General features: G+C 48.2%; 12 protein-coding genes. All 12 read left to right on the plus strand.

Going from position 1 to position 15,615, the window contains the following annotated elements:
- Positions 1-171 precede the first annotated feature (171 nt).
- The 12 genes from FHS17_RS16040 (at position 172) to FHS17_RS16095 (ending at position 15,470) form a co-directional block, all read left to right on the plus strand.
- A complete protein-coding gene (locus FHS17_RS16040; RefSeq protein WP_167279400.1) occupies positions 172-2,064 on the plus strand; it encodes a beta-L-arabinofuranosidase domain-containing protein in 1,893 nt (630 codons plus the stop codon).
- A 5-nt stretch (positions 2,065-2,069) separates the two neighbouring features.
- The gene (locus FHS17_RS16045) at positions 2,070-3,062 is read left to right on the plus strand and encodes an aldose 1-epimerase (protein WP_415639850.1); all 993 of its coding nucleotides are present in this window, start codon (positions 2,070-2,072) and stop codon (positions 3,060-3,062) included.
- Positions 3,063-3,262: 200 nt separating this feature from the next.
- Entirely contained in the window at positions 3,263-4,147 is an 885-nt protein-coding gene (locus FHS17_RS16050; protein ID WP_167279543.1) for an ABC transporter permease, read from the plus strand.
- An 81-nt stretch (positions 4,148-4,228) separates the two neighbouring features.
- Complete coding sequence (locus FHS17_RS16055; RefSeq protein WP_341805838.1) at positions 4,229-5,104, plus strand: carbohydrate ABC transporter permease; 876 nt, start codon at positions 4,229-4,231, stop codon at positions 5,102-5,104.
- 145 nt (positions 5,105-5,249) lie between these two features.
- Positions 5,250-6,845, plus strand: coding sequence for an extracellular solute-binding protein (locus FHS17_RS16060; RefSeq protein ID WP_167279402.1), 1,596 nt, complete (start codon positions 5,250-5,252; stop codon positions 6,843-6,845).
- Positions 6,846-6,989: 144 nt separating this feature from the next.
- Positions 6,990-8,024, plus strand: coding sequence for a response regulator transcription factor (locus FHS17_RS16065; protein WP_167279403.1), 1,035 nt, complete (start codon positions 6,990-6,992; stop codon positions 8,022-8,024).
- The gene (locus FHS17_RS16070) at positions 8,021-9,865 is read left to right on the plus strand and encodes a cache domain-containing sensor histidine kinase (protein ID WP_167279404.1); all 1,845 of its coding nucleotides are present in this window, start codon (positions 8,021-8,023) and stop codon (positions 9,863-9,865) included. Before FHS17_RS16065 ends, FHS17_RS16070 begins: the two co-directional genes overlap by 4 nt.
- A gap of 36 nt (positions 9,866-9,901) precedes the next feature.
- On the plus strand, positions 9,902-10,669 hold the full coding sequence (locus FHS17_RS16075) for an SDR family NAD(P)-dependent oxidoreductase (RefSeq protein ID WP_167279545.1): 768 nt from the start codon (positions 9,902-9,904) through the stop codon (positions 10,667-10,669).
- Between the two features lie 48 nt (positions 10,670-10,717).
- A complete protein-coding gene (locus FHS17_RS16080; RefSeq protein ID WP_167279405.1) occupies positions 10,718-13,024 on the plus strand; it encodes a DUF4962 domain-containing protein in 2,307 nt (768 codons plus the stop codon).
- A gap of 22 nt (positions 13,025-13,046) precedes the next feature.
- Complete coding sequence (locus FHS17_RS16085; protein WP_167279406.1) at positions 13,047-13,367, plus strand: cupin domain-containing protein; 321 nt, start codon at positions 13,047-13,049, stop codon at positions 13,365-13,367.
- A 287-nt stretch (positions 13,368-13,654) separates the two neighbouring features.
- Positions 13,655-14,140, plus strand: coding sequence for a hypothetical protein (locus FHS17_RS16090; RefSeq protein WP_167279407.1), 486 nt, complete (start codon positions 13,655-13,657; stop codon positions 14,138-14,140).
- A 406-nt stretch (positions 14,141-14,546) separates the two neighbouring features.
- Entirely contained in the window at positions 14,547-15,470 is a 924-nt protein-coding gene (locus FHS17_RS16095) for an ArsR/SmtB family transcription factor (RefSeq protein ID WP_167279408.1), read from the plus strand.
- The last annotated feature ends 145 nt before the right edge of the window (positions 15,471-15,615 follow it).

The following is a 15,615-nucleotide window of genomic DNA, read 5'->3' on the forward strand; positions in this document are numbered from 1 at the left end:
TATCACGGAATTATGGTTCCAGTATAAGTAAATACAAGAGATTCGTAAATAAGCGGATTATCCCTATTATGTTGTAATCGGATAAATAGTAGTTGCGATTGTCTATCCATCGGCAGACGGCTCTAGTGGTATATTCGAAGGAGTTGCAACAGAAAGGGAGGGAATCTAGCGATGAAGAGTGCATTTGAGGCTCTGCCGCTTGGCAGTATTCAGGCGGAAGGGTGGCTGTACAACCAGCTTCGGATTCAGGCAGACGGATTAACGGGGCATCTGGAGGAGCATTGGGCAGATGTAGGTCCTGATAACGGCTGGATTGGTGGAAACGGTGAAAGCTGGGAGCGTGGTCCGTATTATTTGGACGGATTGCTGCCGCTTGCCTATATCTTAAACGACGAGAAGCTGATCGCTAAGGCGGGCCGCTGGGTCGAGTGGGCACTGAACAGTCAGCAGGAGAATGGTATGTTCGGGCCGGCACGGATTGAGACTGTGAATAACGATATAGACAAGGAGCAGGACTGGTGGCACTTCATGATCATGCTCAAGGTGATGATGCAGTATGAAGAAGCGACTAGTGATTCCCGTGTCATTCCTTTCCTGACGAAATTCACAGATTATGTGTCCGGACAGATCGAAGAGCACCCTTTGCGTGGATGGGCGAAAGCCCGTGGAGCGGAACTTTTGCTCTGCCTCGTCTGGCTGTATAAGCGGACTAAGAAAGAAGAGCTGCTGAAGCTCGCTTCTATTGTGAAGGAACAGACAACGGATTGGACCGATATTTTTTACGATTTTCCGTTCTGGCGGAAGGTAGAACAGTGGGATTGGAGAACACATGTGGTGAATGTGGCCATGGGACTCAAAACTCCCGGAGTGCTCTACGAACTGACAGAGGACAGCCATGAGCTGGAAGCGGTGTACCGCGGGATTGAAAGTCTAATGACCTACCACGGCCAAGCGCATGGTATGTTCTCTGGCGATGAATGGCTGTCGGGAACAGACCCAAGCCAAGGCGTTGAATTATGCGCGGTTGTTGAATATATGTACACGCTTGAGCAGCTGACACGGATTTCTGGAGATGGAAAGTTCGCAGATGTGCTGGAAAAAGTGGCCTTTAACGCGCTGCCTGCCGCTATTTCGGCGGACTGGACTTCCCATCAATACGATCAGCAGGTGAATCAGATTATTTGTAATGTCGCACCACGCGCCTGGAGCAACGGACCTTATGCCAATGTGTTTGGCCTTGAGCCGAATTTCGGCTGCTGTACAGCAAATATGCATCAAGGCTGGCCTAAGCTGGTCTCGCATTTATGGATGCAGGACAATGAAGGTGGACTGGCAGCGGTGTCATACGCTCCTTGTCTCGTACATGCAACGGTTGCCGGAGACGTAAAGGCTGAGCTTCGTGTATCGGGAGAGTATCCTTTCCGGGAGCAGGTGAAAATCGATATCCAACTGGACCGTTCGGCAAACTTCTCTATGCAGCTGCGAATTCCAGGATGGTGCAGTTCTCCGGTTGTTAAGGTGAATGGAGAAGAAATTACGGTTGCCATCAAGCAAGGATATGCTACAATTGACCGCGAATGGCGCACTGGTGATCGTGTGGAGCTGACGCTGCCGATGGAAGCGAAAACGGTGTCACGTAATCTGTTTGCCGTAAGCGTGGAACGTGGCCCTCTCGTTTATGCGCTTCCTCTGGAGGAGAACTGGCAGCTGCTGCGGAAGCGCGAGCGGTTCCATGACTATGAGCTGTATCCGGCTTCACCATGGAAATACGGCTTGCTTGCGAATACCGAGTTCAAGGTAGTCGTGAATGAAGGGGACCTGCCTTATCAGCCATTCTTGGCTGTGGATTCTCCAATTAAGCTGGAGGCGCAAGGCAAGCTGGTGCCAGATTGGCGGATGGAAGGTAATAACGCGGGAACTCCGCCGCTTGCTCCAGCAACAGATGATCAGCCAGTAGTAAATCTTGAGCTTGTACCTTATGGCGGAGCCAAGCTTCGAATCGGGGAATTCCCGCTGATTGGTGAACGTAAGACATTTAGAATGAACAGCAGAGGAGAAGGATGAAGACGATGAATCAAGCGAATGAAGGATTGTTTAATGGCGAACGTGCGATCTGGCTGCGTTCAGGACGATATGAAGCGGCGCTGCTTCCGGAGATTGGCGGTAATCTGATTGCATTCCGGGATGTAGAAGCAGAGCACCGTTTTCTGCATGAGCCAACAATGGAGGAGATGGAGAGCTTCAAGGCAAGACCAATGATCCATGGTATTCCTGTGCTTTTCCCACCGAATCGTTATGAGGACGGCAAATTCCCTTGGGCTGGGAAGACGCTTCAGTTCGCTGTAAATGAGCCTGCAACGGGCAATCATCTGCATGGTTTTCTCTATCAAACACCATGGCAGGTAGATGACTATGGATCTACGAAAACAGAAAGCTACGTAGTTGTATCCGTTCAAGTGGATGAGCAGCATCCTTCTTATGAAAGCTTCCCGTTCAACTACACGATCCAGCTTCGTTACTCATTAAGCGAGAACGGTCTGCTTCAGCAGGTTACGGTCCGCAATGATGGGCAATCGGATATGCCATGCCTTCTTGCTTTCCATACCTCGGTGAATGCACCATTCGTGCCGGGAGGACAAGCTCAGGATTACCGCATTCATATGACAATCGGCGAGCGCTGGGAACTGGATGATCGGATGCTTCCTACTAAGGAATATCAGCCGCTGAAGGAAGAAGAGCTCCAAATGCAAGGCGAAGGCGTGTATCCATTCTTCGAAGCAATGGATAATCATTACACGTCCCGCTCGCAGAACGGACGTAACCGAATGGAGCTTACGGATACCAAGGCTAACATCAAGCTTGTCTATGATGTAGGAACATCCTACAAGCAGTGGATGATCTGGAACAATAACGCAACAGAAGGCTTCTTCTGTCCGGAACCACAGATCAATCTGGTAAACGCTCCTAATGTGGATCTGCCTGCAGATGAGATCGGCCTCCTGAGCCTAGCTCCTGGGGAGATTTTTGAGGAATCCAGCAGACTTTATGTGATCAAAGGCTAGTCTTATATACGAAAGTAGACTGTTCTATAAGCCAATGGCTTATGGGACAGTCTTTTTTTTGTACAGTCACTTTTAACGAGACCTTAAAAAAACACAAGCGAGATTAAAGCGACTCCATTGTTGGTTCTCCCCTTAAGCGGCTAGGATAAGACTATGCACACAAGCTCATCACAAAGGAGGGACCGCTCTTGTTCGGTTTCATGTGGAAGTACCGGACGTTATATTTGATTTCGATCCCAGGCATTCTTTATTTTCTCGTTTTTAAGTATTTACCGCTCCTCGGATCCGTTATTGCGTTTCAGAACTACAACCTATTCGCCGGCTTCAGCGGCAGCCCATGGGTGGGTCTCGAGCATTTCGAGCGAATGTTCCAGCATTATGATTTTATTCGCATCTTAAAAAACACGCTTATGCTTGGTCTCCTTGACATCCTAATTGCGTTTACGGCTCCGATCATCTTGGCGCTGCTTCTGAACGAAATTCGGCTTGTTCTGTATAAGAAAATCATTCAGACAGTTGTCTACGCACCGCACTTTCTATCATGGGTGATCGTTAGTGGGATTTTCACGGGAATGCTGTCCCCTTCTTCCGGTATCGTAAACGTTATCCTAGGCTGGTTCGGTGTCGAGCCGATCTATTTTCTCGGTGAAAATTCATTTATCCGTACCATATTGGTTGGCTCCGGCTTGTGGCGCGATGTTGGCTGGGGAACCATTATCTATTTGGCTGCCTTGACCGGTATTAATCCCGAGCTGTACGAGGCATCCGAAATGGACGGCGCGGGCCGCTGGAAACAGACGCTGAAGATTACAATCCCTGCATTGCTGCCTGTCATAACCGTATTGTTCCTGCTGAAGATCGGGGACTTCATGGATTATGGCTTCGAGCGTGTATTTGTCTTCCAGAACCCATTGAACATTACGAACAGCGAAATCCTGGATACCTATATTTACAAAGCAGGATTGAAGCAGATGCAGTACAGCTATGCAACTGCGATCGGACTGTTCAAATCAGTTGTTGGCTTGTTCCTGCTTGTGATCGCCAACACATTAAGCCGTAAGGCAACAGGAGAATCGTTGTATTAGGTGAACGCTTTCGAAGTATGAATCATCACGATAATCGCAGTACGGTCATAGTGGTGATCATTCATTTTAGGAGGGGTGGCCGTGATTAGGCGTGAGCATTGGAGCAGAAAATGGTTTCTTATTGCGAATTATTTGTTTTTAACAGGACTGTCGCTTACGATGCTGCTGCCATTCTTGAATGTGATCGCGCAGTCGTTTAGTGGAGCAGCGGCAATCGACAGAGGAGACGTTATGTTCTGGCCTGTTGATTTCACGCTCAATTATTACCAGTACGTGTTCGATGATGTTTCCATATGGCGGGCATTTGGTATTACTGTCTATATTACGGTGCTTGGCACGCTCATTAACTTAGCCGCTACTTCGTCGCTTGCTTATCCGCTGTCAAGAACGGAATATGTGGGACGTAAATATGTGCTTCTGTTTGTGTTAATGACCATGATCTTCACAGCGCCACTGATTCCACAGTTCATTCTTATGAGGGAAATCCATTTGGTCAATACGCTCTGGGCGCTTATGATTCCAACGGCAATCAGCGCGTTTAACCTAATCGTGCTTCGCTCCTTTTTTGTGCAAATCCCGACCGAGTTAATCGATAGCGCTAGGATTGACGGCTGTGGCGAGATGAGAATACTCTGGAGCTTAATGCTGCCTCTGTCCAAGCCTGCCCTCGCGACGGTTGGCATTTTCTATTCGGTGACTAACTGGAATAAATATATGGACGCCTTGTACTATTTGAATGAGCGCGGGCTGTACCCGCTTCAGGTCAAGCTGCGGGAGCTGCTTATTAACGATGATCTAGTCGATACGGGCAATCTGCCATTCGATATTGCTTCGCAATCGGTGCAAGGCGTTCAGATGGCTGTTATCCTTGTTGCCACCCTTCCGATTATTATGCTGTACCCTTTTATGCAGCGATATTTTATAAAAGGCATGTTAATAGGCTCTATTAAATCTTAGTTGATGAATCAGTCAGATATTAAAAAATGACAAACCAAGCTTAACAAACTCCATTGTGGCTGCACATCGTTCGTAACTATACTGAGGGTATCATTTTTGAAAGCGCTCTATCGAAATAAATTCGACTGAGGAGATGAGGGGATTTATGAAAAAGCTGTTCGTACTTGCCGCGATTGCTGCACTATCCGTCTCGATGATATCCGGGTGCTCCAACAAGAACAATGAACCATCCAAGGCGTCGAATACCCCGTCTGATTCAACTGCAGCTAATAACAATAAGCCTGAAGAAACTAAACCAACTAAATTCTCGATCTCCATGCGAACGCTTAATGTGCCTTACGTGGAGCAGAATCCGGACATTAACAAAGACAAATACGTGGTTGAGCTTGAAAAAATGACGAATACCGATCTCGATATCAGGCTGATCCCTCACAATGAGTATCAAGACAAGATGATCCAAATGTTCGCTACAAATGATATTCCGGATGTTGTTCAAGGCAGCGGCGGGATTAGCGGGCAGGAGCTGGCTGGTGCTGTACAAAACGGTGTATTCCTGCCGCTGAACGATCTGCTAGAGCAGTATGGGCAGAACTTGCTTAAGCTTCTCCCGAAAGAGGCATGGGATCGGCTGACAGATGCGAAAACTGGCAACATTTACGGCATCCCGGAAGTGCTCAGCAATCCGTCGAGACGGGCAACCTGGATCCGAACCGACCTGCTAGAGAAAGCGGGCAAACAAATTCCAACAACTGTAGAGGAAACAATCGACGTGTTAAGGGCGTTCAAAGAGCTTGGAGTTGAGCATCCGTATATGGGCCGCAAAAACTTCAAGTATGCGGATACATTCTTTGGTTCCTACGATGTCTTTGGTTATTTGAATCAATTCAAGCTGTTCCCGGATGGTCAAGTAAAACCAAGCTTCTTTGATGCTGATGCCATGAAAAAAGCAGTCGGAACGTATAAAACTATGTTCGATGAAGGCTTGATCAGTAAGGAGTTCGCGACGATCGAAAGTGCAGACTTCAAGAGTATCGTTACAAGTGGCAAAGCAGGCATGTGGTCGATGAACGCTAATGAGCTGCCGATCTGGGGTACACAGCTGATGACAAATGTTCCCGGCGCGAAAGTCGCACTTATTCCTTCCCCTGTGGGCGACGATGGCAAAGGCGGTTATGCCTACTACAATCCAGTAACACGATCTTACTTTATTAACATAAGCGCTAAGGACAAGGCGGCTGAGATCGTAAAGTTCTTCGACTGGATGGTTAGTGAACAAGCTGAGCTGTTCTTCAGCTACGGGATTGAAGGCGAGGACTACCAAAACGATGGCGGCACGATTACGTACAGCCCGCCTACGGATGAGGCAGGCACGAACAAACAGCGATTCCTGAACTACTGGCTGTGGATGGTACAGGACACAACCTACAATAAGCGTATTGCTGAGCTTTCGGAGCCAGGCAAACAAATGGTGGACGCATTCGACAATCTGCTAACGAAGGAAGGCCGCGGCGGTATAGAGTTTGATCCACGTCTGGAAGCACTTGTGAAATACCCGGATTTGAGCCCTCTATCCGATCAGCTTCCGCCACTCGTACTGGAACACGTGCTGAAGATGGTATACGGTAAAGAGTCGATTGATACTTATGATAAGGTGCTCGAGGAGTACTTATCCAAGGGCGGAAGTGAATTAATTGAAGAGGCAACAACCCGTTACAACAGTAAAGAAAACGCTTTCGAATAATGCTTGTATAAACTAGAATGTCAGTAAGAGATTGGGTGCTCTCCTTGCTGGGTGTTTTACTTGTGAGCGGGGGAGCATCTTACTCCATAAACGATTGCTCCTGAAGCTGTATAGCTTCCGCTCGCAAACGAGGAGGACACATCCATGTACCGCATTTTAGTCGTTGATGACGAACCGATGATTCGCAAAGGACTACAGAAGCTTATCGGGGAATCTGATCACTCGATTTGCCATGCCGAAACGGCAGACAATGGGGTAGACGCACTCGAGAAAATCGCAGCGAGCCGCCCCGACCTTCTGTTTACCGATATTAAAATGCCTAAGATGGACGGTCTGGAGTTATGCAGGCAAGTCAATGAGCGCTATCCCGACTTACCTGTTGTCGTTATTTCGGGTTATGGCGATTTCGAGTATGCCAGGCAATGCATGTCTTTTGGCGTGAAGGAATATTTGCTCAAGCCAGTAACAAAGGCAGCGGTGAACAAGGCGGTATTAAAGCTGATCGGCGGGCTTGAAGCCCGGCGGCAAATGGCGTATATTCCTTTGTCCAAGACGGAAGATTGGCTGATTCAACTGCAAGACGCTATCTGGCATCTGCAGCCTGAGTCCATCAAGGCGGCAATGGCAAGCATGGAGCACTACTGCACAGCCAGCATGCTGGATGCCCGGATGTTATGCGAATTGACGCAGGATTTGGCCGTTAAACTGGCAGATCGCTTGAACGCACGCCATGTGTATCCATTCGAAGCGCCGCAGAGGCCTGCAGAGCGGGATGCTGTTGCTTTCGACTGGCTTTGTGATACGGCGATGGGGATGATGGAGCAATTGCGACTAAAGCGAAAAGGCAATCTGAAGGAACCGGTCGAAGAGGCTAAAGCCTATATCGAGAAACATTTGAACCGTGAATTATCACTCGAGGAAGTGGCCGATAAGCTTGGTCTCAGTGCTACGTACTTCAGTCAGTTATTCAAACAAATGACAAACGAAACGTTTGTATACTACCGGACAAAACGAAGGATGGAGAAAGCTAAACTGCTGCTCTCGATGCCTCATCATAAAATTACGGATGTCTCTGCAGAAGTCGGATTTGCCGATCACCCGCACTTCACGAAAACATTCAAAAAACACAGTGGGCTCACACCTTCTGAATATAGGGAATCGCTCGGGATCAAAGGATGATGAAGCCGAGCCTTTCCAGGGAGCTGTTCCTTTATTTTCTGATCGTCATCTTGTTCTCCCTGTCCACGGTCGGCATCTTCACCTATCTCAAATCGTCTGCGGCGATTGACAAGCAGGTAGAGAAATATATTTCCACGGTTATCGAGAACGCAGGAGCGCAAACGGATCTTCAACTCGAAACGTTTGAGAGGGTGAGCAACTCGATTCTGTCCCAGCAGTCCGTCAAACAGTTTTTAGATATGGATCCGAAAGACAGCTACGAATATTACCACTTCACGAAAACCATCAGACAAGACGTATTTCAGAAAATCTTCATTACTTATCCAACTCAAATTCATATGATCTATATTTTGGGCGACCATGGGCTGTCCATTTTTGATCAGAACCAAAGCTTCTCTTCCATAACTGTAGATCCGTCACCTCGGTATGAGGAGTTGAAAGCCAAGACGCCAGATAACGGAGGTATCGCGATATTAAACACGGCAATGCTGGATGGCGAACGTGTCGTCACTATCGCACGCAAAATCAGGGGTTACTCTTCTTACGCAGTGAAAGGCATTCTTGCTATCGAGTTGAACGAAAGCGAACTGTCGACGTTGTGGAATAATGTGGATCTAGGTGAGAACGGCTTCTTCTTCATCCTGGACGCTGAAGGCTCCATCGTTTACTCGCCCGATAGCAGTACGCGGAGCGAGGTGGCGAGGACAGACCTTGGCGAACGGATTGCAAGCGGCGGGAAAACGCGGTTCATTGAAAAGGTGAGCGGGAAGGATATGCTGATCGTCTCACATAAATCAGGTTATTCCGCTTGGAGCCTCGCAGTAGCGATGCCTTTAGAAGAGCTGCGTGAACCGATTTCCGGTATTCGGTCTACGACTATATCGGTTGGACTCGCGACGCTTGTTATTGCGTTATTCCTGGCCTACCGATTCGGTAACTCAATCGTTCATCCGATTCGGACGCTTAAGAACGGCATGCGCCAGACCGAGAAAGGAAACTGGGTCCGTATTGAGACCAGTCGTCGTAACGATGAGATCGGAGGACTGATTCACAGCTACAATCTCATGGTAAGCCGTCTATCAGACATGATCGAACGAGTGTATGATACGGAACTGATTAGTCAGAAAACGAAGCTTCAGCTGCAGGCCATTGAATTGGAGCGGCAAAGGGCGGAGTTTCAGGCACTGCAGCTGCAAATTAATCCCCATTTTCTATACAACACACTGGAAACTATTAATTGCTACGCGATCGTACAGGATTCGGATGAAATTTCTGAAATGGTCGAGGCAATGGCGTTCATGCTTCGCTACTCGATTCAGACTAACCTCGAACAAGTGACTCTGGCGAATGAGCTGAATCACGTCCGTCATTTTATGATTATTCAGACTCATCGTATTGGACATGAGTTCGAGATTGAAGTAATGACGCCGCCTTCGCTGCTGCTTTCAAGAATGGTTAGGCTGACGCTGCAGCCGATCGTGGAAAATATTTTTCATCACGCGTTTGCGGACGGGCTCGAGGGCTGGCATTACATTCGAATCGATACCCGCTTGGAAGATGGCGAGCTGCTTGTCATTGTGGAGGACAACGGAGTAGGCATGACGGAAGAGAGACTTGCGAAGTTAAGAAAAAGACTAGATCGGAACCAGTTGGTTGAAGAGGCACCGGTAAGTCAAGGACGCCGTGGCGGGATTGGGCTGGTGAATGTTCACCGGCGGATACAGATGGTTTTTGGCGATGAATTTGGGCTTAGCATTGAAAGCTCGCTTGGCGAGGGGACGCGGATCGTGCTGAGAATGCCGAGTGAGGTTCATTCGCAATTAGACCGGAGCTTGAGTTAGCGAATGCATAGAAGACGAGAGGGGATGGCGATTGAAATGGTCATTGATCTGACTGGTAAAGTTGCACTTGTGACGGGAGCAAGTGGTGGGATCGGGCGAGCCATTGCTGTTGCTTTGGCCTCATCCGGCGCCAAAGTCATTCTTAACTATTTGAATAGCCGGGAGGCAGCCGAAGAGGCGGCTCTATCCATTCGGAATAACGGTGGAGAAGCAGTCGCGATACAGGCCGACGTATCGAAGTCCGAGGAAGCAGAGCGGCTTGTCGGAGAGGCGGAGAACGCATTCGGACGTCCTGTCGATTTGCTTATTAATAATGCGGGTCATCTTGTGCAGCGAATAGCAAATGAGGAAATGACAGAGGAGCTGTACGAAAGCATCATGGACGTGAATCTGAAAAGCGCCGTGTTCGTTTCAAAAGCAGTCATTCCGGGCATGAAAGCAGCCGGAGGAGGCTGTATTGTGAACATGACGTCTGTCGCTGCTCATAACGGAGGCGGACCTGGTGCTTCGATATATGCCGCGAGCAAAGCCGCGGTACTGTCATATACGAAGGGGCTGGCCAAAGAGCTTGCTGCAAACGGCATTCGTGTCAATGCCATTTCTCCCGGCTTTATTGGGAACACGGCGTTCCATGCTACATTCACGCCAGCTGCAGCAAGAGAAGCAACGATTCAAAGCATTCCTTTGAAGAGAGAGGGGACACCTGAAGATGTAGCAGGCACAGCCTTATTCCTTGTTTCCGATTTGTCGGCTTATTTGACAGGGGAGACGATCGAGGTTAATGGCGGCATGTTCATGCGTTGATGGTTGGGCCGTGTAGAGTAATAGAGACGAGCGAAGAGAGGGATTGTCATGGGGAAGCTATTCGAACCGGTCAGCGGATTATTGACCGTACCTTATGAGCCAAACGAGAAGTCTGAGCTAAGGGAGAATCCGCCAAGATTCACCTGGATGCCTGCGAAGTCCGAAGATGACCGGTACTTCCTGCAGATATCCTCTTCTGAGGGGTTTGAGTCAGATTCAACGGAGCAGATTGGACCACTTCCATATAACTTTTACACACCAAATCATGTGTTTGAGTCCGGAACGTATTACTGGCGGTATGCTCTGGCAGAAGAAGATGGAACGGCGCTGCAATCCGATTGGAGTGAGGTGAGGTCGTGCTTTGTACCGGAGCATTTGCCATCGACGCCGCTGCCTGCGCGGGAGACGCGATATGCGGATACGAACGCGTCCCATTCTCGGCTATGGCTGCAGCCTGATCGGATCGAAGCGCTCCGGGTACGGATCCGCGAGGATGTTTCCGTCTGCGGCTGGGATGTCTTCTATGAGAAATCGGTTAGGCCATGGATGGAAAGGGAGCTTATCGCTGAGCCGGAGAGATATCCGGACAACAAACGTGTCGCGAAGCTATGGCGCAAAATGTATATGGACTGCCAGGAAACCCTGTACGCTATTCGCCATTTGAGTGTAGCGGGGGTGCTGCTCGAGGATGAGGACATTTTGATACAAGCAAAACGCTGGCTGCTGCATGTCGTCTCCTGGGATCCGAGAGGAACAACTTCAAGGGATTACAACGATGAAGCCGCGTTCCGGATTGCCGGAGCGGTGGCGTGGGGATACGACTGGCTGCACGGGATTTTGTCGGAGGAGGAACGGTCTGCGGTTCGCGCGAATTTGCTCATCCGTACGGAGCAGGTTGCTCATCATGTTATTGATCGGTCCAGGATTCACCGTGTACCTTATGACAGCCATGCGGTCCGATCACTTTCTTCGGTGCTCGTGCCGGCTTGCATTGCTATGCTGCATGAAGAGCCGAAAGCACGGGAATGGCTCGATTATACGCTGGAATATTACGCTTGCCTGTATTCGCCATGGGGCGGGCAGGATGGCGGATGGGCAGAAGGTCCGATGTACTGGACGACCGGTTTGGCTTACTTGATCGACGCGTTTAATTTGATTCGCCAGTATGTTGGAATCGACCTGTTCCAAAGACCCTTCTTTGAGCGTACAGGGGATTTTCCGCTGTATGTGCACAGCCCGGATACAGTAAGAGCTAGCTTTGGCGATCAGTCCACTCTCGGAGAGCCGCCAAGCCTGAAGACCGCCTATAACATTCGCCAATTCGCGGGATTAACGGGCAACGGGCTGTACCAATGGTATTACGAGCAAGTGAAGGAGCGGGATAAAGACGCAGATACGAAATTTTATAATTATGGATGGTGGGATTTCCGGTTTGACGACTTGATATACAACCATGATTATCCGGCTGTTCAAGCCGTGGTTCCGGTGCCGGAGAGCATGGAGTCTGTCAAGTGGTTCCGCGATGTCGGATGGGTTGCCTTTCATCGTCGGATGGACGACCCGGAGGAGCATATCCAACTGATCGTCAAGAGCAGTCCTTATGGATCACTTAGCCACAGCCACGGTGACCAGAACGGATTCCTGCTTCATGCGTACGGTGAACCGCTCGCCATCGACAGCGGCTATTACGTTGCGCACGGCAGTACGATGCACCGTAATTGGCGGAGACAGACCATCTCAAAAAACAGTCTGCTCATTGATGGCCAGGGTCAGTATGCAGGTACGGACAAGGTGCTTTGTAAGGAGGCTTATGGCATTGTCGAAGAGGTAGTATCTAAGCCCGGTTTTGCCAGCGTCCGTATGAACGCAACGGCAGCGTACCGGGAGACAGCGCCGTATTTGAAGCGTTTCATCCGTGAAGTTCATTGGCTGGACGACTCGTATGCTGTCATCGTAGATGCTGTCGATCTGGAACGGCCGGCGCGTGTTTCCTGGCTCATGCATTCGCTGCATGGCATGGAATTAAAAAGTCAGACGTTTCGAGTCGCTGGCACTAAAGCAGAGTTGGATGGCCGGTTTGTGTATGTATCCTCCGGCGATATGGAGATCAGCCAGCATAATCAGTTCACGGACGTAGATCCGTCCGAGTATGAAGGGCTGCCCAGCCAGTGGCATTTGGTGGCAGAAACGAATGAAGCTCAGAGCCATCGCATCGTTACGCTGCTCGTGCCGATGAAGAGGGGCGATGACAAGTTTGTCTCGTATTTCATTGATGATCAGGATCATGGCATTCATTTGTATTTCACGAATGAGAACGGCACGACACGTATGATAGAGGTGCCGAAGGCGTATTGACGGAGGAGGCGGTGATGCGTTCATGAGTAACATTGGAGTATGGGAAGCAGCTGAGCCAGGTGTGAAACGTAAAATCTTGTGCGCTGAGGGTGGTCTTATGATGATGGAGGTCCACTTCGAGAGCGGAGCAGAAGGCTACGAGCATCGGCATCCGCATGAGCAGATGTCCTATTGCCTACAAGGAGCGATGGCTTTCACAATCGACGGTACCGTAACGGTCATCAAGCAAGGGGAAACGATCTATATCCCAAGCAACGCCCTGCATGGCGCGAAGGCTTTGGAGCCTTCCGCACTGCTAGATACGTTTACGCCGATTCGGCTTGATTTGCTGAAGCGTGGGTAAAGTTCTAGACAAAAAAGGTCGCGTATATCGCGGCCTTTTATTTTTTTGTATAACTAGTAAGGATGGATGATTTCAACTATAAATGGAACTTCATAGGATGGTTATGCGTTATTATGTTAAGTGCTAGGTTTGCTAATGAATCCTCATATCGCTATTGTCCGCCAAAGCGCCCTGCTCTGCTTCTAATCAACTAAATAACGATATGAGGATTCGTTATAATTGTAAAGCTACTAATTTTAGATGAATAAGAATGGAGTGCTGACCTACAATACTAATGAGAAAAGGAAGTGGTTTTGCTGAGAAGCCTTTATACTATATTAGTCATTTCACTTTTTATCGCTCTCTCTATGACAGGCTGCACGGATCCCTATCAGAAAATACACATCGACAATCCTGCAATTATATACGGTGATAAATTTAATCAAGAGACTAGGCTTACTCTGGACGGGCATTATGATAAGCGGAATTATAGTTTCATCGGTACATTAACGTTAGGGGACAATATCAAGCTCGAAAATGTTATGATCACGAATGGATTCAGTTTAAGATTTTACGAAGGCGCAACACGAACTTCTATAGGTCAGGGGTTTTTTGATCATAAAAGTTTAAGATTATCCTTTGAGGTAACAGACCCTGTGATTTATAAGCTTATAACTTCAGAAAGCTATGATGGCGCATCTGAACTGGTTGTCAGTTCTCCTGCCAGTACTATAGAAGAGGCGAAACAAGTAGCCGAAGAGCTAAAACAACTTAAAGCTCCATATGAAAAATAAAAAGGGCTGTCCCATAAGTCATAAAGATGACTTACGGGACAACCCTCTTTCTATGTCAGGCTTTTTACGTTGGATTCTTTCCAGCAGGAGCAGGATCTAGCTAAAAAGATAAACAGCTATATTGGATTTCATCCAGTAGATTTCATGGTAAAAGGTTATATCATTCAAATAGAGCTAATTCTACTGTATTAAATCCAATACAGCTTAATCTGTCGCTCATTTGCAATGAATTATACTGGATATAATCCAGCATAGCTCTATCCTGGCCAGTTAAAATTTTATCATCCAATAAATCTGTAACAAAAAATAAATTATATTTTGTTACAATTAAACTGGACAAATCAGGCTGATCGCGCTAATCTTATTGTAAGAAACTTATCAGATAAGAGGAAGAAGGGACTTTGCGTTGTTAGAATTAACGATAGACGAGCCCGATCGTCTCGTAAAGGTCGCGCATGCTCTCAGTACACATACAAGAATCGGCATCATAAAGCTGCTGCTTGCCAAACCGAATTTGAACATTATCGAAATTGCCGAAGCCCTTCATATTCCGGTCTCCACAGCGGCGACCAATGTGAAGGTGCTTGAGGAAGCGGAGCTGATCTTAACCGAACTGCAGCCGGCTTCACGCGGAGCGATGAAAGTGTGCAGCCGTAATTTCGATGATGTGCGCATGATACTTAATCCAATTGCCTTTTACCAGAATACGAGCAAAGCCGTTGAAGTTGAAATGCCGATTGGCCATTTCATCAACTTTGATATCCTACCGACCTGCGGAATGGCAAATACGACAGGTATGCTGTTTACGGAGGACGAGCCGGATAACTTCTATCATCCGGACAGCCGGACGGCAGAGATTATCTGGTTCCGCAAGGGCTGGATCGAGTACCGGTTTCCGAAGAAGGTTCCGGCAGGCGCGAAGGTGAAGTCAATCGAGTTCTCGCTCGAATTATGCTCGGAAGCGCCGAACTATAATAATGACTGGCCTTCCGAAATTACAGTCTGGGTGAATGATGTAGAGGTAGGCTCCTGGATTTCGCCGGGCGATTTCGGAGATCATCGGGGCAAGCTGAATCCACCGTGGTGGAATGATTCCAGTACCCAGCATGGTCTGCTTAAGACATGGGCAGTGGACGAAAGCCGCAGTACGGTCGACAACGATAAAAGCTCATTGACCACACTCCGTGATTTGAATCTGGATCAGAAGCCATATATCACTTTCCGTATTGGTTTGAAGCAGGACGCTAAACATCAAGGTGGTATGAATTTGTTCGGTAAATCATTTGGCGATTATGCGCAGGGCATCATCATGCGAATGCAATACGAATAAATGGGATAGATTGTCCAATTGTTTCAGATGTTTTGTGGGAACACAGGCATCTGGAACTTTTTTATTGAATGATACAGATTTATTGAAAGAAAGCGTTGACATTATGATTGAGCGATTGTATATTTTGTTTATAAACAAATAAGTT

The organism is Paenibacillus lupini (genome assembly GCF_011761355.1).
Taxonomy (GTDB): domain Bacteria; phylum Bacillota; class Bacilli; order Paenibacillales; family Paenibacillaceae; genus Pristimantibacillus; species Pristimantibacillus lupini.